Raw genomic sequence first — 23,567 nt, forward strand, 5'->3', positions numbered from 1 at the left:
CGCTCTCATTAAAAAAAGTTATAATCTCCCATTTTCTTCAGAAAAAGTACAATTCCGGCTCATTTTCATCTCCACCTTCTCACATGAGCAAATTAATGTTTATTTTTGTAGGTTCAAGAGTTATCCATCAAAAAAAAGGTTTGCCGAAATGAGAAAATGGCGTATTGAAGATTCAGAAGAGTTGTACAACATCAACGGTTGGGGAAACGGTTACTTCTCCATCAACGACAAGGGACATGTACAGGTGACACCTCACAAGAAAGAGGGGGGCAGCGTGGACATCAGTGAGCTGATGCGCGAGCTTTACCTGCGTGATGTATCGTCGCCCGTGCTGCTGCGCTTCCCACAGATCCTGGACAACCGGATTGAGAAGATCTCCAACAGCTTTGCCATCGCCTCAAAAGAGTATGAATATGCCGCACAGCATTACATCGTCTATCCCATCAAGGTGAATCAGATGCGCCAGGTGGTTGAGGAGATCGTCTCCAGCGGCAAGCGCTTCAACATAGGCCTGGAGGCCGGCTCCAAGCCTGAGCTGCACGCCGTGCTCGCCATCAACACCGAAACAAACTCCTTCATCATCTGCAACGGATACAAGGATGAGAGCTACATCGAGCTAGCGCTGCTGGCACAGAAGATGGGCAAGCAGGTCTTCATCGTGGTGGAGAAGCTCAACGAGCTGGAGCTGACCATCAAAATCGCCAAGCGGCTCAAGGTAAAGCCCAACATCGGCATCCGCGTGAAGCTGGCCAGCAGTGGCAGCGGCAAGTGGGAGGAGTCGGGCGGCGACGGCAGCAAGTTCGGTCTCAACTCGAGCGAGCTGCTGGAAGCGCTGGAAGTGCTCAAGGCAAACAACCTCAGCGAATGCTTCCGACTGATTCACTTCCACATCGGCAGCCAGATCACCAAGATACGCCGCATCAAGACCGCCCTGCGGGAGGCGGCGCAGTTCTACGTGCAGCTGCACGCCATGGGCTTCAAGATTGAGTTCGTGGACATCGGCGGCGGACTGGGGGTCGACTATGACGGCACCCGTTCCTCCTTCACCGAGAACAGCATCAACTACTCCATCCAGGAGTATGTGAACGACTCGGTCTTTACCTTCGTCGACGCGGCCAACAAGAACGAGATTCCCCACCCCAACATCATCACCGAGTCGGGTCGCGCCCTCACGGCGCACCACTCCATACTGGTGTTCGAGGTGCTGGAGACCGCCACCCTCCCCGAGTGGGCCGAGGAGCTGGACATCCAGGAGGATGACCATGAGCTGGTGAAGGAGCTCTACAACATCTGGGAGTCGCTCACCCAGGCGCGCATGCTGGAGGCATGGCACGATGCACAGCAGATCCGGGAGGAATCGCTCGACCTCTTTAGCCTCGGCATGCTCGACCTGAAGACACGGGCACAGGTGGAACAGCTCTATTTCTCCATCGCCCGTGAGATTAACAGCACCAGCAACCGGGCCAAGCATGCCCCTGAGGAGCTGCGCCAGCTGGCTACCCTCCTCCCCGACAAATATTTCTGTAACTTCTCGCTCTTCCAGTCACTTCCCGACTCGTGGGCCATCGACCAGGTCTTCCCGATCATCCCCATCCACCGGCTGGATGAACGACCCGCCAAGACTGCCACGCTGCAGGACATCACCTGCGACTCCGACGGTAAGATTGCCAACTTCGCCTCGCAGGATGGTTTCCGCAACACCTATCTGCCGGTGCACCCCCTCAAGAAGGATGAACCCTATTACATCGGTGTCTTCCTGGTGGGTGCCTACCAGGAGATCCTGGGCGATCTGCACAACCTGTTCGGAGACACCAACGTGGTGCATGTCTCCACCAGTGAAGCGGGATATAAGATTGACCAAGTGATCGACGGCGAGTCGGTCGCCGAGGTGCTGGAGTATGCCCAATACAACGCCAAGAAGTTGGTACGAACTGTGGAAACCTGGGTGATGAGCTCGGTGAAGCAGGGCAGGATCTCAGTGGAGGAAGGAAAAGAATTTCTCTCCAACTACCGCTCCGGACTCTACGGTTACACCTACCTCGAATAAAACGTTAATAGGTTGGTATGTTCGTAAGTTGACAGGTTGGTAGATTGGCAGGTTAGTAGGTTGGGAAGTTCTTTGTTCATGGTTCATGGTTGAGGTTCTTGGTTTGGGGTTAGATGCCCAAAAGCGTTTGCTGATTACGAGCGAATATTTATCCGCTCAACTGAAAACTGAAAACTGACAACTAAACCTGACAACCCCCCGGCTCCTCAAAGAGCTCCAGTTCGATGGTGGCATGCTGTACCCCCATCTGATTGAGCGTGCCGCGTATGCGCTGCTTCAACTGCTGTTGCTCCTTCATCGTCATCTCCCCATTGACCACCACGTGGAGGGTGAGCACGTTGTACTCACCGTCGACTGACCAGGCGTGCAGGTGTTCCGCCCGGCGGACACCCTCCAGTGCGGCAACGGCTTGGGCTGCCGCTGCCAAGTCGAGTTTCTCGGGACTCCCCTGCAGGATGATGCGGAAGCTCTGCCGCATGTTGCGATAGACATTGAACAGGATGAAAAGCGTGATCGCCACCGAAAGCAGCGGATCAATCACCGGGAGATCCACGAAATGCATCACCAGGGCTCCGATGAGCACAGCCACCCATCCCAGCACATCCTCCAGCAGGTGCAGCGAGACCACACGCTCATTGAGGGAGTGCCCGCGACGCAGGCGCAACACCGCCAGACCATTGATGATCACCCCCAGCACTGCCAGCAGGATCATCCCCCCCGTATCAGGCTGCTCCGGATGCAACAGCCGCGGCACGGCGTTGAACAGGATCACCACACTGCCCACCAGCAGGATCAGGGAGTTGACGATCGCCCCCAGCAGCGAGAAACGCTTGTATCCGTAGGTATAGGCTTTGTCACCCGGCTTCTTCGAAAGCTTCTGAAAGTACCATGAGAGACCCAGCGTGACGCTGTCACCCAGGTCATGTACCGCATCGGAGAGGATTGCCATGCTGTTTGTCAGCATCCCCCCTACAAACTCGATGATGGTGAAGAGGAGGTTCAGGAAAAAAGCCACCTTGATGTTCTTCACATCGTTGTGCCGGTGATGGTGTTTGTGCATAAGTCCATTGCTGTTTAGTTATAAACAGAGGCAGAAAAAGATTGTTCATTGCAACCGATTCGACTGAAATGTCTATATTTGTACTCTTTGGAAACTTTAAAAGCCGGTCATATGAAACAGCTGAACTGGTGGCTGCCGCTGGCAGCCTTACTGATTACATTCACCTCGTGCCACGACACGAACAAACCGATCAAGACATTGAAACAATCTGACTTCCCCGCACCTCCCATGGCAGAGGTGAGGCCCGACACGTTCGTCCGGTTCGGACAGACGCGCATCGACAACTATTTCTGGTTGAAAGACAAGAACGATCCCGCGGTCATCGACTACCTCCGGGCGGAGAACAGCTACACCGACACGGTGATGGCCTCCACAAAGGAGCTCCAGGAGACCCTTTACAACGAGATCCTGGGCCGCATCAAGGAGGATGACGAGAGCTACCCCTCCTTCAGCGATGGCTACTACTATTACAGCCGCACCGAGAAGGGGAAACAGTATCGTACCTACTGTCGCCGCAAGGGGTCGATGGAAGCTCCGGAAGAGGTGATGTTCGACCTCAACGCGATGGCCGAAGGGAAGACAGCCTTCATCTTCGGCGGCTACTCGGTGAGTCCCGACAACAGCAAGGTGGCCTACCTCTTCAACGAGACCGGCTCCTATGCCGAGTATGTGATGAAGATCAGGGATCTGGCAAGCGGAGAGGAGATCGGCTTCACCGTGATCGGTGCCGCCTCGGTGGCCTGGGCCAACGACAACAACACCCTCTTCTACAGCACCATCGACGAAACGCTGCGTTCCAACCGCATCTACCGCCGTGCACTCGACGAGCGGGAAGCCACACCAGTCTACGAGGAGAGCGACACCCGCTTCTCCACCTATGTTTCCGGCAGCAAGACGAAGGAGTATATCTTTATCGGCAGCGCCAGCTCCACCACCTCCGAGGAGCGTTTCATACGTGCCGACAGGCCGCTGGATCCCTTCACCCTCTTCCTGCCCCGTGAGCAAGGCGTAGAGTACTCGGTTCACGCCCACAAGGATCAATTCTACGTACGATACAAGGACAAGGAGAAGCTAAACGGCATGATCTATGCGGTACCCCTTGAGGCGCATGCCGACAAAGTAGCGTGGAAAGAGGTGATGCCCCATCGCGACGATGCCCGCATCGAAGGAATCGATGTGCTGAAAGAACACCTTCTGGTGGAACGGCGCATCAACGGGCTGAGCGAGATCAGCATCACCCCCCTCACCGGTGGGGAGGCTACCACCATCTCCTTCCCCGAGCCGGTCTACACCGCCTCATTGAGCGGGAACCCGGAGTATGATGCCACCACCTTCCGTTACTCCTACACCTCCCTGAACAGACCCACCACCCTCTACGAATACAACATCACGAGCGGTGAGACGGTGAAGCTCAAGGAGCAGGAGATCCCCTCCGGCTTCAACCCTGACGACTATGTGGTGGAACGTCTCTGGGCTGAGGCTCCCGACGGTGTGAAGGTGCCGATGGCCATCGTCTACCGCAAGGGCCTGAAAAGGGATGGCAGCAACCCGGCACTGCTTTACTCCTACGGCAGCTATGGGCACAGCTCCGACGTCTACTTCAGCGCCGCCTTCTACAGCCTCATTGACCGCGGCTTCGTCTTCGGCATCGCTCAGATCCGCGGCGGCAGCGACCTGGGTGAACAGTGGTACGAAGATGGCAAGCTGATGAAGAAGAAAAACAGCTTCACCGACTTCATCGCCTGCAGCGAGAAGCTGATCAACGACGGCTACACCTCTTCCGACAGGCTTGCAGCCATGGGCGGCAGCGCCGGGGGACTGCTGATGGGAGCCGTGGTCAACATGCGGCCCGACCTCTACCAGACCATCGTGGCACAGGTGCCCTTCGTGGATGTGGTGACCACCATGCTCGACGAGACGCTGCCCCTCACCACGGGTGAGTATGAGGAGTGGGGCAACCCCAACGAGGAGGAGTCATTCAACTACATGCTCTCCTACTCGCCCTACGACAACGTGGAGGCGAAGGAGTACCCCAACATGCTGATTACCGGGGGCATCAACGACTCGCAGGTGCTTTTTCACGAGCCGTCCAAGTGGACCGCCAAGCTGCGTTCCCTGAAAACCGACCACAACATCCTGCTGCTGCACATGAACATGGACTCTGGGCACGGCGGTGCCACAGGTCGTTACGACGGAATCAAGGACACTGCCTTCGAGTTCGCCTTCATCCTGGATAGGGTTGGCATCAACGAGTAAACAACCACCCATGAAGAGACTCCCCCTGCACTGGCAGATCATCATCGGCATGGCAACAGGCATCCTTTTCGGGCTGCTGATGACCAACTTTGCATGGGGAGCGACCTTTGTGGGCGACTGGATCGCACCCTTTGGCACCATCTTCATCCGCCTGCTGAAGCTGATCGCCATCCCCCTCATCTTCACCTCGCTGGTGAAGGGGATCGCCGACCTGAAGGATATCACAAGCTTCCGGCACATCGGCGTGCGCACCATCCTGATCTACATGGGTACCACCGTGGCAGCCATCACCATCGGCCTGCTGCTGGTCAACACGATCCGTCCCGGCAGTGGCGTGTCGCCCGAGACCATCGAGGAGCTTACAAGCACCTACGCGCAGGATGCCTCCCTCACCTCGAACATACAAACGGCGACCCAGCAACAGCAGGGACCCCTCTCCTTCCTGGTGGAGATGGTGCCCGAGAACATCTTCGCCGCCCTTGGCAACAACGGGCTGATGCTGCAGGTGATTGTCTTCTCCATTCTCTTCGGCATCTGCATGCTGCTGATTGAACCGAAGAAAGCCAAGCCGGTGAGTCGGTTGATCGACGGGCTCAATGAGATTGTCCTCAAGATGGTGGACCTGATCATGTTCATCGCCCCCTACGCCGTTTTTGCCCTGCTGGCGCAGATCATCGTCAGCTCAGGAAACGTGGAGATCCTGCAGAAGCTGCTGATGTACGGCCTCACCGTGGTGACTGGTCTGACAGTGATGATTGCGCTCTACCTGCTCATCATCTATCTCACCTCCGGCCGCTCTCCCCGCTGGTTCCTGGGCGGCATTGCCCCGGCACAACTGCTCGCCTTCTCCACCAGCTCCAGCGCTGCCACCCTGCCGGTCACCATGGAACGGGTAACCGACCACCTGGGGGTCGACAATGAGGTCTCCAGCTTCGTACTGCCGGTGGGGGCCACCATCAACATGGACGGCACCAGCCTCTATCAGGCGGTGGCAGCGGTCTTCATCGCCCAGGCGCTCCACTTCCCCCTGGAGTTCACCGACCAGCTCACCATCATCCTCACCGCCCTGCTGGCCTCCATCGGCTCTGCCGCGGTGCCCGGTGCCGGCATGGTGATGCTGGTGATTGTCCTCGAGTCGATCGGCTTCCCGGCCGACAAGCTGGCCATCGGGCTGGCACTCATCTTCGCCATCGACCGGCCGCTTGACATGCTGCGCACCGTGGTGAACGTCACCGGCGACTCGATGGTGTCGGTGGTGGTGGCCAAGTCGATGGGCAAGCTCAAATAACCGACATTGATATGTACCAACCACCTAACATCAGAATCCTATGAAAACAACAGGCACGAAGATCACCATGATGCTGTTGCTGACACTGCTCCTCGCCAGCGGCATCTATTCCTGCAAAAACAAAAGCCTCTCCAAAACAGGTCAGGATAGAACAGCCTCCGAAAACTACCTCAACTTCTGTGCCGGATGCCACGGCGACAACCTCGAGAAATTTGCCGCAGGCAAATGGATGGAAGAGAAAGGTACCACTTCCATTGAGAAAAGCATCAAGGAGGGGATCACCGCCATGGGTATGCCTGCCTTTGCCAACACCTTCAACAATGATGAGCTGAAGGCGCTGGCGCGCTATGTGAAGAACGGCATCCCGGCCGACCGCACGCAGTTGAAACCGGCACTGACAGCCGATGGCATCGTGACCTCCGAGCTGCACGACTTCGTGATCGACACGGTGGTCACCGGCCTCGAGGTGCCCTGGGGACTTGCTTTCCTTCCCGACGGACGCCTGCTTATATCCGAACGAAGTGGAACACTCCACACCTTCGCCAACGGCGTGCTCTCGGCACCCATCGGGGGGCTGCCCCCCATCATGGCAGGGGGACAGGGTGGACTGCTCGACCTGGCTCTCCATCCCGATTACAACGACAACAAATGGATCTACTTCTCCTACTCGGCACTGGACACCACCAGCAGCGAGCGGGTCGGCGCCACCGGCATCATGCGTGCACGCCTGCAGGGTGATCGTCTCACCGACCAGCAACTGCTCTTCACCGGCAGCCCTGCCACCAACAGGAGTCACCACTGGGGCTGCAAGCTGGCCTTCGATGGCAAGGGACATCTCTTCTTTGGCGTGGGTGAACGGGGGCAACACTTCGATTTTCCGCAAGCACTGGATAACACCAACGGCAAGATTCACCGTATCAACGACGACGGCACCATCCCTGCCGACAACCCCTTTGTTGAGATTCCCGCCGCCATCGCCTCCATCTACAGCTACGGGCACCGCAACCCGCAGGGGAACGTGGTGCACCCCGTTACGGGTGAGCTGTGGGAGAGCGAACACGGTCCCATGGGGGGCGATGAGATCAACCTGATACGCCCGGGCTTGAATTATGGCTGGCCTGAGGTATCCTACGGCATCAACTACGACGGTACCATCCTTACCGAGGACAGCGTACGGGAAGGGATGGAGCAGCCCAAATATCAGTGGACACCCTCCATGGCACCCTGCGGCATGGCCTTCGTCACCGGAGACCGCTTTGAGCGTTGGCGCAACAACCTGCTGGTCGGCTCGCTCCGCTTCGACTATGTGGAACGGGTGGTGCTGGAAGGCGAGCGTGTGGTACACACCGAAAAGCTGGCAGAGGGTATCGGCAGGGTGAGGAATGTGGTGATGGGGCCCGACGGCTTGGTCTACATCGGACTTGAAGAACCGGGCATGATTGTACGCTTGGTGCCGGTGGAACAGAAATAGAACGATGAGGAGAGAAGGTTCCCTGCTGCTGATATCTCTTGTTGTTGCGATGAATACCCTGTCGCAGGAACGCAGGTACCAGGAAACAGACTCAACCATCCGGCTCAACGAGGTGATCGTCAACGCCTACCAACTCAATACGCGGCACCATCAGCTCCCCGGCAGCATTTCCCTCCTCACCACTGAGGAGATGGAGCGGGGCGACGGCAACAGCTTTGCCCATACCCTTCATGCCATGCCGGGCATCTACATGCACAGCGGCACCTATGCCACCAGTCGCATCGTCATCAGGGGCGTGGGCAGCCGCACACCCTACAACACCAACCGCATCAAAGCCTATCTGAACGATATCCCCATCACCTCCTCCGATGGCATCTCCACGCCCGAGGATATCGACCTGACGGGAATCGCACGCATGGAGGTGATCAAAGGTCCCGCCTCCGCCCTCTACGGTTCGGGGCTGGGAGGGAACATCAACCTCTACACCCCGCAGGGCGGAGGAGAGGGCGGCAGCGCCCTGCTCCAATATGGCAGCTTCAACACGATGAAAGCCGCTGCAGGAGGAAATATGCATCGCAACAACCTGCAGATAGGCGGTCAGGTGAGCCACCTCCGCTCCGACGGTCACCGCGAGCACAACCGCCTGCGCCGCACCACGCTCCTCTCATCCGGCAGCTGGCGGCAGCCCTCCTGGTCGCTCGGCTACACACTGTTGTTGATCGACATGAACGCACAGATACCCAGCTCGATAGGCAAGACGCTTTACGAGACAAGCCCCGAATCGGCCGCAGCCAACTGGAAAGCGATAGAGGGTTACAAGGAGTACCGGCGTGCAATTGCCGGCATCACCCTCACAAACCGGCTGGCAGAGAACTGGAGCAACCGCCTCACCCTTTTCGGCAACCATACCGACAGCTACGAACGACGCCCTTTCAACAACCTGGAGGATGGCACCCGCGGCGGTGGCATCCGCAACCGTCTCTCCTACCATGCCGAGCGCTTCGATGCCCTGCTGGGTATGGAGTGGATCAGCGACAGCTACCGCTGGCAGCTCGACCTGGAGGGGGAGCAGATCAACCGCAACCGGGAGCGACGCAGCCACCTCAACCTCTTCGCGATGACCTACTGGCGCCCGGCACCGGCATGGAACATCTCACTGGGAGGTGCGGTGAACAGCATCCGTTACAGGCTCACCGATCTCTTCCCGGAGAATGGCGACCAGAGCGGTAACCGCTACTTCCCGGCGATCTTCTCCCCGCGACTGGGCATTAACTACGCCCCCTCCCCGCGACTGGCCCTCTTCGCCTCGGCAGGCCACGGTTTCTCGATGCCCTCCCCCGAGGAGACACTGCTCCCGGAGGGAGAGATCAACCGTGACATCCAACCCGAACAGGGGATGCAGTATGAAACGGGAATAAGACTCAACCTCTTTAAGGGAATCACACGACTGGAGGCCACACTCTACCGGATCGACCTGCGCAACCTGCTGGTCACCAAACGCATCACGGAGGATATCTTCACCGGCATCAACGCCGGCAAGACCCGCCACAGCGGGTTGGAGCTGATGCTTCAACAGCAACTCTTCCGACTGCGATCCTTTCCGGGCAGCCTGCAGCTCAATGCCAGCTACACCCTTTCGGAGAACCGTTTCGTAGATTTTGAAGAGGAGGGGATCAACTACAACGACAAACAGCTTCCCGGCATACCGGCAGCGATGGCACAAGTCACACTGCTGTGGCAACCCACAAAGTCATGGATGTTAGAACTGCAAATGCAGCAAGTGGGAAAACAGTTTATAGACGATGCCAACAGCGTGGTGAACGACGCCTACATGCTCACGGGGATAAAAGCCACGCGGCACCTTGACCTCCGCACGACCGGCAGTGTTGCGCTCTACGCGGGGATCAACAACCTCACCAACAGCCGTTACGCACCCATGCTCACGGTCAACGCGGTGGCCTTCGGCAACAATGAGCCCCGCTATTACTACCCCGGCATGCCCCGCCACCTCTACGCCGGCATCCGCTGGTCGTTCTAACCAGCCAGGGTGTCAAGCATCTTCTCCAGGTTGAGGCTGCGGGCAGAGGCGTCGAAGATCTTACGGTACTCACCCTGCTTCGCATAGAGCGATGCATGTGTGCCCCACTCCACCATCCTGCCCTCCTTCATCACGTAGATGGTATCTGCATCCACGATCTGGGAGAGCGAGTGCGAGATGATCACCACCGTGCGATCCCTCTTGATGGCATCAAGACTCATCTTGATGTGTTCGGTGGCGATGGCATCGAGGCTGGCGGTAGGCTCATCCAAGAAGATCACCGGTGGGTTCTTCAGAAAGAGACGTGCGATGGCGATGCGCTGCTGCTGACCGCCGCTCAGCTGCTGGGCATCAGTATCATAACCCTCCGGCAGCTGTTCCACCTGCTCATGCAGCAACGCACTGCGGGCGGCGGCTACCACCTCTTCCCGTGTGGCTTCGGTATTGCCATAGAGGATGTTGTTGTAAATGCTTCCCTTGAAGATATGGTTCTTCTGCAGCACCAGTCCGATCTGGTCGCGCATTGATCCGTTCTCATAGGCCTCCAGGTCGATCCCGTCGAGGGTGATCTGTCCGCTGTCCGGTTGGTAGAACTTGGAGAGCAGGTTGATCAGCGTACTCTTGCCTGCGCCACTCAGTCCCACGATCGCGGTGGTCTTGCCCGGTTTCAGCGTCAGGCTCACCTCATGGAGCGCCTTCGTACCGTTGGGATAGGTGAAGTCCACCCCCTCCACGCGAAACGCACCCCTCACCTTCTCCGCCTTCACGCTGCCGCCGCTTTCCACTGCTTCCTCGTCCTGCAACACCCCGAAGAAGCCGTCGGCATAGATCAGCGCGTCGTTCACCTCGTCGTAGATGCGATGCAGCTGGGCGATGGGCGTGGAGACATTGCGGAAGAGCATGATGTGCATCATGATGGCACCGATGCCCATCTGCCCATCCAGCACCAGGAAGACGGTGAGGATGATGATCAGCACCACCCCTATCTGCTGGATGAATGCTTTCAGGCTCTCGTAAACATAACTGGTCTGTCGTGTCTGCAGCTGGTTGTTCAGCATATCCATCTGTACCGTGTACTGCTTCTCACCCTCCAGCTGCTCCCTCACGAAACTCTTGATCACCGTGATGGAGTCGATGATGTTGATCAGCCCGTGGTTCTTCCGCTCCCGCTGACCGCGTAGTTCGGTGCGCCACCCCTTCAGCTTCGACGCCTGCCGCTGACTCACATAGAAGTAGGCCGGCACGATCACCGTGGCCAGCAGTCCCACATAGAGATTCGCGTTGAACATCACCACCAGTGCGATGATGGCAGTGGAGAAGAGAGGCAGGATATCAAGAAAGAAGTTCTGCACCAGCCTGATCAGGCTCTCCACCCCACGGTTGATACGTGTGTGGAGCAGACCCGTCTGGTTCTCTGGGTCGGCGTAAAACGACATCCGGTAGCGCAGGATGCGCTCCACAGCCGCCTGGGAGAGATCGCTCCCCACGCGGATGCGGATCTTCTCGCCAAAGTACTTCTGCCCGAAGCGGATGGCGATGTTGAGCAGCTCATTTGCCAGCATGATCAGCGAGATCACCAGCAGCAGCCGCAGCCCATTCTCAAACGGGTTGGGCTGTCGCAGCAGGCTCTCCACACGGGTGACCGTTTCGTTCACGATCAACGGGTTCACCTGGGCGGCAAAAGAGCCCACGAGGGTGAGCAGCAACGTACCCAGAATCATCCCTTTGTAGGGTTTCACATAGGGCAGCAGGTTGCGGAAAAGGGTCTTGAAAGAGTGGTTTTCGGTTTTGCGTTGTTTCATTGGCAGTTGGACATTTCTAAATGAAGAACGTTTAATATTTCCGGCAGCATCTTTTGTCTTTTTTGTCTCAAAAAAGTATCTTTGACAGATGTTAGCACGAAAACAGATTCTACGGACAGTTACTTATCTGCTGGTGACATTTACTACTCTCTCCTGCGCACTGCAACAGGAATCATCCCAGAATGAAAATACAGAGATTCCTGAACCCTGTCAGTTAACCCAGTACGGCATCTGTGTAGACACGCTCGACGTGGCTTTTCACCAGATTGAGAAAGGCAATCATCTATCCCTAATATTGGGACAGCTGGGTTTCACAGGTACCGAAGCAGAACAGATCACCCGTGCGGTGACACCCCACTATCCACCCTCGAAGCTGCAGATCGGCGACCGATATGCGGTGATGAGTCAACGCGACACAACGGCTGCGATAGACTACCTGGTCTTCGAACCTTCCATCACCGACTACGTGGTGGTAGACCTGCGTGGCGACAGACTCTCCGCGTGGGCCTCCTCAAAGCCGGTCACCCTGCACCGCAGGTACAGTGAAGCCACCATCACCTCCTCACTATGGAACGCCATCATCGCATCGGGTGCCACCCCCATGCTGGCACTCAAGCTCTCCGACATCTACGCCTGGCAGGTCGATTTCTTCGATGTGAAGGAGGGCGATGCGTTCAGAATGATGTACGACGAGGCATGGGTCGATGATACCACCTTCGTGGAGATCACCTCCATTGAGGGTGCCACTTTCACACACCGTGGCAGGGAGTACCGGGCCATTCCCTTTGAACAGGATTCCGTGAGAGAGTACTTCGACGAGGAGGGTAACAGCCTCAGGAAGGCTTTCCTGAAGGCTCCCCTCGACTTCTTCCGCATCAGCTCCCGCTTCTCGAACGCCCGCTTTCACCCGGTGCTGAAACGCTACCGCCCCCATCACGGGGTGGACTATGCCGCACCCACCGGCACACCGGTAAAAACCATCGGCGACGGCGTGGTGATTGAGAAAGCCTATCAGCGGGGTGGCGCCGGCAACTACCTCAAGATCCGCCACAACAGCACCTACACCACCACCTACATGCACCTAAGCCGCTTTGCAAAGGGAATTCAGAAAGGGACAAGCGTCAAGCAGGGAGATGTGATCGCCTACGTGGGCTCCACAGGCCTCTCCACCGGTCCCCATCTCGACTTCCGTGTGCACAAAAACAACCAGCCCATCAACCCGCTCACCATGGAGGCTCCCCCCTCCCTGCCGGTGAAACCGGAGCTGCTGGACAGCTTCCACATGGTGCATGACCGGGTATTGCAGGAGATGGACAGCCTGCGGCTTTCCGAATCCTTTTTGGCAGAAAAAAGAGCTATGAACGAATAATTTGTTACCTTTGGGGCCTGATTCATTACTTTTTTTAAACAGACTGATGAAGAGCTCCCAAAAAAATAATGTGCTGAAAACCCTGGCCGAACTGCTCAAAAGGCAGGAGGATGAGATCATGCGTGCCAATGGTGCCGACATGGATGCTTTTCCCGACATGGATGCATCGATGCGCGACCGGCTGAAAGTGGACGGACCCAAGATCGAAGGAATGATCCGCTCCCTGGAGAAAGTGGCTACCCAGGCCGACCCGGAAGGCAAAGTTTTATACCAACACACCCGTGAAGATAGGCTGCAGATCGAAAACCGCACCGTTCCCTTCGGCACCATCCTGATCATCTACGAATCCCGTCCCGACGTCACCATCGAGGCAGCAGCAACCGCCTTCAAGGCGGGCAACCGCATCTTGCTCAAAGGGGGCAAGGAGGCTTTTCATACCAACACGCTGCTCACCCGACTCTGGCAGGAAGCCCTCACCGTCAACGGTGAAGAGATCCACTGGGTGGAGTACCTCAACCTCAACCGCGAGGAAACACAACAACTGATCCGAGAGAACAGCCGGAGGGTCGACCTTATCATCCCGCGCGGCGGGGAGGGGTTGATTCACTTCGTGCAGGAGCATGCCTCGGTGCCGGTGATCGTGAGCGGTCGCGGCAACAACTTCCTTTACATCGATGAGGATGTCGATTTTGAGATGGCCATCCGCCTGGTTGTCAACGGTAAAAAGCGAATCAGCGTCTGCAACGCCATCGACAAGGTGTTGATCCACAAGGATCTGCCACAGCTGAAAGAGAAAGTGAACCTGCTGGTCGAACGGCTTGAGGAGAAAGGGATCAGCGTGTGGGGAAACAGTACGATAGCTGCACTCTCTCCTGCAATCAGGCCGGAGAACAATGCCAACACCCTCTGTGAAGAGTACCTCGCACCCAAGCTATACCTGGCACTGGTAGAGGGGATGAGCGAAGCCATCGGGATGACCAACCGCTACTCCGGAGGCCATACCGCCGTGATTGTCACCATCAACCGGGAGAGAGCCGATCTGTTCATGCAGGAGGCGGACTGTGCAGCGGTCTACCACAATGCCTCCTCCCGTTTCACCGACGGCGGTCAGTTTGGCGTGGGCGGTGAGATAGCCATCAGCACGCAAAAGCTCCACTTCCGCGGTCCCCTGGGGGCACAGGAGCTGGTCACCAACAAATGGTTCATCTACGGGGAGGGCCAGACAAGAGAATAACAGAAACAACAGAAACCATACAGATTTAACGGGTTATCAAACAGATGAAAAAGAAACTGATCATCAAGATTGGCACATCCACCCTGACAGCCGGCACCAACCGCATCTCCTTCGCGGTGATCGAAAGCCTGGCAAGGCAGATATTGGTACTCAGGGAAAGCTACGAGGTGGTGATAGTCTCCTCGGGTGCCATCGCCACCGCCCGCCAGTTCGTGGAGATCAACGGCTACCAGCGGAACGTCGATTCGAAGCAGGCGATGGCCGCCATCGGACAGACCAAACTGATGGAACTATACGACACCATCTTCTCCACCTTCGGCCTCAACATCGCACAGATCCTGCTCACCTACCGTGACTTCGAAAACCCGGTGGCCAATGAGAACACCCGCAACACCATCAAACGGCTCTGGCAGGCAGGCTACATTCCCATCGTGAACGAGAACGACACCGTCTCCATCGAGGAGATCCTGCTGGGGGACAACGACAAACTCTCGGCACTGGTGGCAGTGATTACGGGTGCCGACCTGCTGCTGCTGGTCTCCGACATTGACGGCATCTTCGACCGCAACCCTCACCTGCATGCCGATGCACGGCTCATCAGCGAGGTGACGGATCTGGAGAGCATCCGCAGCTATATCGAAGAGAAAGAGTCCACCCTCGGCACTGGGGGTATGTCCTCCAAAGTGCATGCCGCAGAGATCTGCATGGAAAAGGGAGTGGAGATGTGGATCGTGAACGGACAGCGGGCCAACTACATCATCAGGGCCATGAATGGAGAGATACCTTGCACGCGATTCAGGAGAGAAGCTGGGAAGAGCTGACCGGCAACAGAGCTGTCGCAACATCAAAAAAGATCAACGATGAAACATGGATTTATCGGCTTCGGCAACCTTGCTCGGGCCATTTACGAAGGATTGAAAGAGGAGGAGGGGATGACATTCGCCTATTTTGCACGCAGCGACAAAGAGATGTCCATTCCTTTCCATGAGAAGCTGGAACAACTGGTTGATCGTTCAGATGTGCTTTGGCTGGCAGTAAAGCCGCAGGACCTGGCGGGAATCCTTCAGCAACTGAAGGAGTGTGACCTCACAGGCAAGACCATCGTTTCACCGGTGGCAGGCAAAAGCATTGCCTGGATTGAACGGCACCTGGGAGGGGAACAGCTCATCGTGCGCATCATGCCCAACCTGGCCATGGCCTACCGCATGTCGGTGACCGCCTTCTGCACCAACAGGCCCGACGATGAGAAAGCAACCGTTATCTTCACCCTGCTGGGCAAGCTGGGCAAGGCGGTGGAACTGGAGGAGGTGGGCTTCGACCTCTTCACCTCCGTCTTCGGCAGCGGGCCCGCTTTTATTCTCTCGTTCATTCAAATCTTTAAGCAGAAGATGCAGGAGCTCAGCCTGCCGGGAGCGTTGCTCGACGAGCTGTTGCTCGAACTCACACGGGGTACCACACGCTATTTCACCGAGAACCAGAAGGCACATAGCATTGAGGAGCTGATCCGCAACATCACCAGCAAGGGGGGCACCACTCAGGCAGGACTGGAATACTTCAAGACCCATGAAATCGGGAAACATTTTGAAGGAGTGCTCGATGCCGCCCGGAATCGGTCGGTAGAGATGAGCCGCAACGGCAACTAAGGTCAATTCAACCCTGCTGTTGCTGTTCAGCCTTCGCCTTGTAGGCGATGGCATAGAAGCGGATCTGCTTGATCACGGCGAGCAGTCCGTTTGAACGGGTGGGTGACAGATGTTCGGTGAGCCCGATCTCTTTCAGGAAGCGCAGCTCGCTGCCGATAATCTCATCGGGGGTGCGGCCGTTGAAGACACGCAGCACCAGGGCCAGCAGCCCTTTCACGATGATGGCGTCGCTCTCCGCCTGAAACCAGAGTCTCCCGTCACGGTAGTCGCTCTGCAACCATACACGGCTCTGGCACCCCTCAATGATGTTGGAGGGTGTTTTATACTGCTCATCCAGCGGTGCCAGTGCATTTCCCTGCTCGATGATCACCGCATATTTGTCCATCCAGTCATCATAAATGCTGAACTCGTCAATAATCTCCTGTTCTGTCTTATCTATTGTCTGCATAATCTAAAATTTTTCTTACCCACTCTACCACCGGGAAATCCATTTTACTTTTCGGTGTAGAGCAGTTCAAGCACCGTCTGACCGACAGCCTTCAGCGTGTTGCGGTCGATGTTGCGCATGTCGTCGTTCAGTGTATGCCAGTGAGGTCCGAAGCCGGTGCGGGTCTCTCTTTTCAGGTTGATGATGTTGATGCTGGGAGCCCTTTTCATCTCATTCACCGGCACATGATCGTCGGTGATGTACCCTCCCTGTTGCAGGGGGAAGAAGCTGCCGTACCCCATCTTGCGGGCGGTGCTCCAAACACGCTCCACCATTGCGGGCGCATGCAGCAGTGAATAGCCCTCCTTCAGGAATGTGGCACCGGCCGATCCCACCATGTCGAGCAGGATGCCATACTCGGCACTGTAATCCTCCACATGCGGTTGCTCTGCCCAGTAGCGTGAACCCATGCACCACCAGTCACCGGTCACCTGTTGTTGTTCAAACGACGGTTGTCCCCAGTCCTCCAGGTCGAAGAAGATGATATCGACACCCCGCTCCAGTGGTTGCTGTTGCAGCTGACGGGCAATCTCGAGCAGCACCCCCACCCCGCTGGCACCATCGTCGGCACCGGCAATGGGTTGTTGCCTGCGCATCGGGTCGCTCTCCTCATCGGCAAAGGGGCGTGAGTCCCAGTGTGCAAAAAGCAATACCCTCTTCTCCTTCTCCGGTGCATAGCTGCCAATGATGTTCCGGATGGGAAGCTCTTTCCCGTCGTAGTGGGTCACCATTGTACGTTGCTCAGTCACCACTGCCCCGAATGATGCCAGCTTCCCGGCAAGATAGTCGCCACATGCTTCATGTGCCGCCGTACCGGGTACACGGGGACCGAAGGCCACCTGAGCTTCCACATAACCATAGGCGCTGTCGGCAATGAACGCCGGTGACTGAGGTTGGTAAACCTCAGTCACGACGCTTTTCTTCCCGGACTGACAGGAGTTGCATGACACCGTAAGCAGCATGGCTGCCGTCAACGCTACAACGATTGAAAATATGCCTACTCTTTTCATCTCTGTATCTTTAATTCTTTTTTCAATACCCTGATTTCAAATTTTCTTTCACCTCCAACTACCTGTTGCGTTGGTAGGAAAAATTATTGATCCCCATATTGGTGTAGGTTTCACGCAAAGCATCCTCGTCGTCGGAGATCACCAGCAGCTTATCTCCGGCATAAAGAGCCGTTTGGCCCGTAGGAACAAAATACTGTTCATCACGTTTTACCATCACCACCAGCGTCTTGTCGGGCAATGGCATCTCAAGCAGGTTCTTCCCATACTTCAGTGTCTCTTCAGAGATCTCGATCTCTGTCATTGCCGACTTGATCTCCTCAGAGAACTCCACGTCGAAGTCTTCAAATGCCTTGAACTTTGAAGGTTTGTCGGCCAGCTTCAGCCACTTGGCCACCGCCGGTAGTGAGGTACCCTGCAACAGCAGGGAGACGATGGTGATCACAAAGACGATGTTGAAGATCCAGCGTGCACCCTCAATCCCTTCTGCCAGGGGCATGATGGCGAAGATGATCGGCACGGCTCCCCTGAGTCCCACCCAGGAGGTGTATAGCTTGTCCCTGAAACCGATCTTCCTGAAAGGCAGCAGCGTGAGGAAAACCGAAAGCGGACGGGCAAAAAAGATCATGAAGAGGGCGATGATCACTGCCGGCAGGAGCACCTCCAGCAGCTCTGCCGGGTTCACCAGCAGTCCGAGCGTGAGGAAGAGCAGGATCTGGCTCATCCAGGCAAATCCATCCATGAACTTCATGGAGGTACGTTTGTGTACGAACTTGGAGTTGCCAATCACCAAGCCTGCAATGTAGATGGCCAGGTAACCGTTCCCCTTCAAGAAGTAGGTGGCGGCAAATACAAAAATACCGATCATCAGCAACAGCACCGGGTAGAGAGAGGCGTTGTCCATGCGGATGCCGTTGATGAGCCGTACGGCAAGACGTCCCAACACAAAACCGATTATCGAGCCTATTGCCAACTGCAAAAGGATGCTGCCAATCACCATAAAGAAATTGGGATCTTTACCCGACTGAATGATTCCCATGAAGAGGATCGTCAACATGTAAGCCATCGGGTCGTTGCTGCCGCTCTCCATCTCCAGGAGGGGACGGAGGTTGTTCTTCAGCACCACCCCCTTTGAGCGGAGGATACCGAAAACCGAAGCCGAGTCGGTGGATGAAACTGTAGATGCGAGCAACAACGCTGTGAGCAGACCAATGCCGAGAGAGGGAAACATCAATCCTGAAATCCACCAGGTGAACAAACCGGTGATGATCGCGGTGAGGAAGACCCCCAAGGTAGCCAGCACCACCCCCGGTATGATTACCGGCCGGATGTCTGAGAAACGGGTATCAAGACCGCCGGAGAAGAGGATGATACAGAGGCAGAGGGTGCCGATGGTATGGGCGGTCTGCACGTTCTGAAACATCAACCCGAAGCCGTCGGATCCGAAGATCATTCCCACCAGCAGGAACAACAGCAGCACCGGCACGCCAAAACGATGCCCTGCCTTGCCCACCAGCATGCTGATGAAGAACAGGACTGAGCCTGCCAGCAGCAATATCTCCGTACTTATCATCATAGTCTCTTCACTCCTCTGTTATTGTGTAAAGGATATCCTGTCGTAACCTACAATCATTTCTGCCTGCATCCCCATGAGCAACGGATAGTTCTCCTTCACGTGTCCCACGGGGAAACTAAAACAGAGCGGGAAGTTGTAACCATTCACAGCATCCCGGATCGATTGCATCAGGGGAGCACTCATCTGATCATCCTCCTCGTAATCGGTAAACTGACCCACAATCATACCGCCAATCCTGTCGAAAACACCTGCAAGCTGCAGCTGTCGAATCATACGGTCCACCTTGTAGGGGTGCTCACCGATCTCTTCCAGGAAGAGGATCCCCCCTTTGGGGATCTTCGCAAATTTTGTACCAAGCAGGGAGGTGAACACCGACAGGTTGCCGCCAAAGAGTCTCCCTTTGGCCTGACCGGTACGATTCAGGGACTGGTTCTCCTTCACCGGTATCTGATAGTGTAATGCTCTGTCGAAAAGTACATCGTGCAGGTGTGACACCGCCACATCCTCTTCGTCTTCTTCGGCCAGGTGCTTTGCCATGGGAGCGTGCAACGAAGCGACACCCTGCATCTGCAGGGCGGCATGCAGGGCTGTGACATCGCTGTAGCCCACCACCCACTTGGGGTTTGCCCTGATAGCGGAGAAATCGAGTTGCGGAAGCAGGTGAACCATGCCGTAACCACCCCTGGAGCAAAGGATCAACCGCACCGAGGGGTCGTCCATCGCCTGCTGCATATCAGCCAGCCGCTCCGCCACGCTCCCGCTGTAACGACCCTGGCTGCCGAGGGCATGAGGGGCAACGATCGGTTGCAACCCCCATCGTTTCAACAGAGCTGCCGCACCGGTCACATATAGCGCATCAATCCTGCCCGCGGGTGAGAGGATCACGGCGCTGTCATGCTCTTTCAGTGCGGGTGGTCGCTTCATCTCGTCATGCAGGGGATTGGTTATGCATCAATGTTGGCGTAGGTAGCGTTCTCTTCAATGAACTCACGCCGGGGAGCCACCTCTTCGCCCATCAGCATGGTGAAGATGATATCGGCATCGGCGGCATTCTCAATGGTCACCTGCTTCAACAGCCGGTTCTCCGGGTTCATCGTGGTGTGCCACAACTGTTCGGCGTTCATTTCACCGAGACCTTTGTATCGCTGCGTGTGGATGGCATTCTCGTTGCCGTCGCCATATTTATCAATGAAATCCTTTCGCTGACGCTCGTTGTAGCAGTACTCCTCCGCTTTCCCCTTCTTACAGAGGTAAAGTGGCGGCGTGGCAATATAGACGTAACCGTTCTCAATCAACACCCGCATGTAACGGAAGAAGAAAGTGAGGATCAGGGTGTCGATGTGGCTGCCGTCGACGTCGGCGTCGGTCATCAGGATGATCTTGTGGTAACGCAGCTTGGCAATGTTGAGCTCCTTGGAGTCATCCTCGGTGCCGATTGTAACGCCCAGTGCGGTGTAGATGTTCTTGATCTCTTCGCTCTCCAGCACCTTGTGCGGCATCGCCTTCTCCACGTTGAGGATCTTGCCGCGCAGGGGCAGGATCGCCTGGAAGATACGGTTGCGGCCCTGCTTGGCTGTACCGCCGGCAGAGTCACCCTCCACCAGGAAGATCTCGCTCTCAATGGGATTCTTGCTGGAGCAGTCGGCAAGCTTACCCGGCAGTCCCGCACCCGAGAGGGGCGACTTGCGTTGCACCATTTCACGTGCCTTACGTGCTGCCTGGCGTGCCGTGGCTGCCAGGATCACCTTCTCAACGATCACCTTGGCCTCTTTGGGGTGCTCCTCCAGGTAGTACTTGAGTGCCTCCCCGATGGCCTGGTCCACCGCCCCGATCACTTCGCTGTTGCCCAGCTTGGTCTTGGTCTGTCCCTCGAACTGCGGCTCCTGCACCTTCACCGAGAGCACCGCGGTGAGACCTTCGCGGAAGTCATCACCGCTGATCTCCACCTTCACCTTCTCCAGCATCCTGGAGTCCTCGGCATACTTCTTCAGCGTGCGTGAGAGCCCCCTGCGGAAACCGGTGAGGTGGGTACCCCCCTCAATGGTGTTGATGTTGTTCACATAAGAGAAGATATTCTCGTTGTAGGTATCATTGTAGGTCAGGGCAATCTCAATCGGGATGCCATTCTTCTCGGTGGTGATGTGGATGGGATCCTGGATGAGTGAATCCTTGTTCTTGTCGATGTAGAGCACAAACTCCTCCAATCCCGTCTCAGAGTAGAACCGTTCGGTCTTGAACGTTCCATCTTCGCGGGGATGGCGCTTGTCGGTAAGCGTCAGTGTCAGTCCCGCATTCAGGAATGCCAGCTCCCGCAGTCGGGTGGCCAGCGTGTCGTAACGGTACTCCAAGACCGTGAAGATGGTGTCATCGGGCTTGAAGGTGATCACCGTGCCTGACTCATTTGAGTCTCCCGTAATCTGAACGTCAGCGTATGGCTTTCCCTTGGAGTACTCCTGTGTGTAAATCTTCCCATTCTTGTGTACCTCGGCTTTCAGATAGACCGAGAGCGCATTCACACAGGAGACACCTACACCGTGAAGTCCTCCGGAGACCTTGTAGGAGCCCTTGTCGAACTTACCTCCGGCATGAAGCACGGTGAGCACCACCTCCAGGGCCGACTTCTTCTCTTTCTCGTGATAGTCTACCGGGATACCGCGACCGTCATCCTTCACAGAGATGGAATTGTCTTCGTTGATGATGACATTGATTTCCGAACAATAGCCGGCCAGTGCTTCGTCGATAGAGTTATCCACCACCTCATAAACCAGATGATGCAACCCTTTCTCACTCACATCGCCGATGTACATGGCGGGACGCTTCCGTACCGCTTCAAGTCCCTCCAGCACCTGGATATTTTGTGCGGAATAATTACCGCTCGCCAATTTCAATTCTTCTTCTGACATATTGTTTTGCTTATTTATATCACTTTACAATTGAATGCCTTAGAGAGGCTTTCAACATTGGATTAAAAACGAACAAATATACGAAAAAAACGGCTCTCCGGCAACCGTTTTTTGTTTTTTTAGTGGCAGGCATCACCGGCAGGAAACAAAAAAAACGGACGCTCTGTCCGTTTCATGCACCAACTACATCAAACCATTGATGTTACACCTCATAATCTATCGCCGCTCTCGCCGCACGAACCTTCGAAACATACCCTCCCACCTTCAGGTGCTCGGGATGGATGGCGTAACGCTGCAGCTCTTCGAGCGAATCAAATTCACTCTCCAGGATGATGTCATAGTTCTCTGCAGATGCCGCCTCGTGGTTGATCTTTACCTCCATCCTGCGGATCTCGGGGATCACCCCCTGCAACGCCTCCAGCTTCTCCTTGATGATGCGTGCATTCTCAGCCTTTGAGTGGCCCTCTGCCTCTTCAGACAGTTGAAACATTACCAGATGTTTGATCATAACTTCAATTTTTAATTGTACAACATTGTTTTTGGTTGCAACATCATATGAAAAAAGCCGAACATTTCTGTCCGGCTCAAATATCTTCTCATTGCGAAAGGCAATCAGCTTAAGCTGTTCACGTGAGCAGCCAGCTTCGACTTCAGGTTGTTGGCCTTGTTCTGGTGAATGACATTCTTCTTCGCCAGCTTATCCAACATGGAGCAAACCGCGGGGTACTGCTCAACAGCTTCCTCTTTCGAAGTCAGGGTACGGAACTTGCGCACCTGGCTGCGAGTGGTACGGGAAGCATACCGGTTGGTTAAACGACGTACTTTGGTCTGCCTGATTCTTTTTTCTGATGATTTGTGATTTGCCATTTGATTGACGCGTATATTTAATTCTTTTTTTATTTCTTGTAGCCCATAGGGGAGTCGAACCCCTCTTTCCAGAATGAAAATCTGGCGTCCTAACCGATAGACGAATGGGCCTTTTGGCGGGCGTGAACCCAGGCGCAACAGCTTGTTGTCTCAATTGCGGGTGCAAATATAGAGCCTTTTTCTGAAAGTGCAAAACATTTCATTCATTTTTCCCAAAAAAAATTAACTCTTCAATGGTTACCGGTTCAAAATCAGCTAAAAATGTTTTTTATCCCTCTAAAATTGGTTTAATCAGTTTTTTTTTCTATTTTTGCACCCCGTAAATTCAAGAGACAACACATAAACATTGTAATATATGAAACGTACATTCCAGCCCTCAAACAGAAAGAGAAAGAACAAACACGGGTTCCGCAGCCGCATGGCTTCCAAGAACGGCAGAAAAGTGCTTGCTTCGCGCCGTGCCAAAGGACGTGCAAGATTATCGGTATCCGACGAATATTGAGATTGAACTGTTCAATC

At 55.6% G+C, this 23,567-nt stretch carries 19 protein-coding genes and 1 tRNA gene; 10 read left to right on the forward strand and 10 right to left on the reverse strand.

What is annotated here, in order from left to right; all coding sequences use genetic code 11:
* Positions 1–148 precede the first annotated feature (148 nt).
* Positions 149–2,047, forward strand: a complete 1,899-nt coding sequence (gene speA, locus JS578_01825; GenBank protein QRX64023.1) for a biosynthetic arginine decarboxylase — start codon at positions 149–151, stop codon at positions 2,045–2,047.
* 181 nt (positions 2,048–2,228) lie between these two features.
* On the opposite strand, the gene JS578_01830 is transcribed toward speA, so the two are convergent.
* Positions 2,229–3,107 (reverse strand): cation transporter, encoded by an 879-nt coding sequence (locus JS578_01830; protein QRX64024.1) that lies wholly within the window; start codon positions 3,105–3,107, stop codon positions 2,229–2,231.
* 111 nt (positions 3,108–3,218) lie between these two features.
* On the opposite strand from JS578_01830, the gene JS578_01835 reads away from it, so the two are divergent.
* Genes JS578_01835 through JS578_01850 form a run of 4 tightly spaced genes read left to right on the forward strand, consistent with a single transcriptional unit; the run spans position 3,219 to position 10,160 of the window.
* A complete protein-coding gene (locus JS578_01835; GenBank protein ID QRX64025.1) occupies positions 3,219–5,363 on the forward strand; it encodes a S9 family peptidase in 2,145 nt (714 codons plus the stop codon).
* 10 nt (positions 5,364–5,373) lie between these two features.
* Positions 5,374–6,651: a dicarboxylate/amino acid:cation symporter gene (locus tag JS578_01840; GenBank protein QRX64026.1), complete on the forward strand. Its 1,278-nt coding sequence runs from the start codon at positions 5,374–5,376 to the stop codon at positions 6,649–6,651.
* A gap of 40 nt (positions 6,652–6,691) precedes the next feature.
* Complete coding sequence (locus JS578_01845; GenBank protein QRX64027.1) at positions 6,692–8,122, forward strand: PQQ-dependent sugar dehydrogenase; 1,431 nt, start codon at positions 6,692–6,694, stop codon at positions 8,120–8,122.
* A 4-nt stretch (positions 8,123–8,126) separates the two neighbouring features.
* Entirely contained in the window at positions 8,127–10,160 is a 2,034-nt protein-coding gene (locus tag JS578_01850) for a TonB-dependent receptor (protein QRX64028.1), read from the forward strand.
* Here the strand turns inward: JS578_01850 and JS578_01855 are convergent.
* Positions 10,157–11,962: an ABC transporter ATP-binding protein gene (locus JS578_01855; protein QRX64029.1), complete on the reverse strand. Its 1,806-nt coding sequence runs from the start codon at positions 11,960–11,962 to the stop codon at positions 10,157–10,159. The genes JS578_01850 and JS578_01855 overlap by 4 nt on opposite strands.
* An 88-nt stretch (positions 11,963–12,050) precedes the next feature.
* Here JS578_01855 and JS578_01860 point away from each other — a divergent pair, with 88 nt between their 5' ends.
* Genes JS578_01860 through JS578_01875 form a run of 4 tightly spaced genes read left to right on the forward strand, consistent with a single transcriptional unit; the run spans position 12,051 to position 16,208 of the window.
* A complete protein-coding gene (locus tag JS578_01860; GenBank protein QRX64030.1) occupies positions 12,051–13,331 on the forward strand; it encodes a peptidoglycan DD-metalloendopeptidase family protein in 1,281 nt (426 codons plus the stop codon).
* A gap of 46 nt (positions 13,332–13,377) precedes the next feature.
* Positions 13,378–14,565 carry a glutamate-5-semialdehyde dehydrogenase gene (locus JS578_01865; GenBank protein QRX64031.1) on the forward strand — a complete coding sequence of 396 codons (1,188 nt, stop codon included), beginning with the start codon at positions 13,378–13,380 and terminating at the stop codon, positions 14,563–14,565.
* Between the two features lie 44 nt (positions 14,566–14,609).
* Complete coding sequence (gene proB, locus JS578_01870; protein ID QRX64032.1) at positions 14,610–15,386, forward strand: glutamate 5-kinase; 777 nt, start codon at positions 14,610–14,612, stop codon at positions 15,384–15,386.
* A 39-nt stretch (positions 15,387–15,425) separates the two neighbouring features.
* Positions 15,426–16,208 (forward strand): NAD(P)-binding domain-containing protein, encoded by a 783-nt coding sequence (locus JS578_01875; protein QRX64033.1) that lies wholly within the window; start codon positions 15,426–15,428, stop codon positions 16,206–16,208.
* Between the two features lie 7 nt (positions 16,209–16,215).
* Here JS578_01875 and JS578_01880 read toward each other — a convergent pair whose 3' ends face one another.
* From JS578_01880 to JS578_01915, 8 genes are all read right to left on the reverse strand, one after another.
* Entirely contained in the window at positions 16,216–16,656 is a 441-nt protein-coding gene (locus JS578_01880; GenBank protein ID QRX64034.1) for a SufE family protein, read from the reverse strand.
* Between the two features lie 44 nt (positions 16,657–16,700).
* A complete protein-coding gene (locus tag JS578_01885; GenBank protein ID QRX64035.1) occupies positions 16,701–17,705 on the reverse strand; it encodes a M28 family peptidase in 1,005 nt (334 codons plus the stop codon).
* A gap of 58 nt (positions 17,706–17,763) precedes the next feature.
* The gene (locus JS578_01890; GenBank protein QRX64036.1) at positions 17,764–19,278 is read right to left on the reverse strand and encodes a potassium/proton antiporter; all 1,515 of its coding nucleotides are present in this window, start codon (positions 19,276–19,278) and stop codon (positions 17,764–17,766) included.
* Between the two features lie 18 nt (positions 19,279–19,296).
* Positions 19,297–20,202 (reverse strand): LD-carboxypeptidase, encoded by a 906-nt coding sequence (locus tag JS578_01895; GenBank protein ID QRX64037.1) that lies wholly within the window; start codon positions 20,200–20,202, stop codon positions 19,297–19,299.
* 20 nt (positions 20,203–20,222) lie between these two features.
* Positions 20,223–22,181: a DNA topoisomerase (ATP-hydrolyzing) subunit B gene (gyrB, locus tag JS578_01900; GenBank protein ID QRX64038.1), complete on the reverse strand. Its 1,959-nt coding sequence runs from the start codon at positions 22,179–22,181 to the stop codon at positions 20,223–20,225.
* 202 nt (positions 22,182–22,383) lie between these two features.
* Positions 22,384–22,689 carry a Dabb family protein gene (locus JS578_01905; protein ID QRX64039.1) on the reverse strand — a complete coding sequence of 102 codons (306 nt, stop codon included), beginning with the start codon at positions 22,687–22,689 and terminating at the stop codon, positions 22,384–22,386.
* 104 nt (positions 22,690–22,793) lie between these two features.
* Positions 22,794–23,048 carry a 30S ribosomal protein S20 gene (locus JS578_01910; GenBank protein QRX64040.1) on the reverse strand — a complete coding sequence of 85 codons (255 nt, stop codon included), beginning with the start codon at positions 23,046–23,048 and terminating at the stop codon, positions 22,794–22,796.
* Positions 23,049–23,087: 39 nt separating this feature from the next.
* Positions 23,088–23,159, reverse strand: a tRNA-Glu gene (locus JS578_01915).
* 244 nt (positions 23,160–23,403) lie between these two features.
* Here JS578_01915 and rpmH point away from each other — a divergent pair.
* Complete coding sequence (gene rpmH, locus JS578_01920; GenBank protein ID QRX64041.1) at positions 23,404–23,550, forward strand: 50S ribosomal protein L34; 147 nt, start codon at positions 23,404–23,406, stop codon at positions 23,548–23,550.
* The last annotated feature ends 17 nt before the right edge of the window (positions 23,551–23,567 follow it).

Source organism: Dysgonomonadaceae bacterium zrk40 (assembly GCA_016916535.1).
Lineage (GTDB): Bacteria > Bacteroidota > Bacteroidia > Bacteroidales > Dysgonomonadaceae > Proteiniphilum.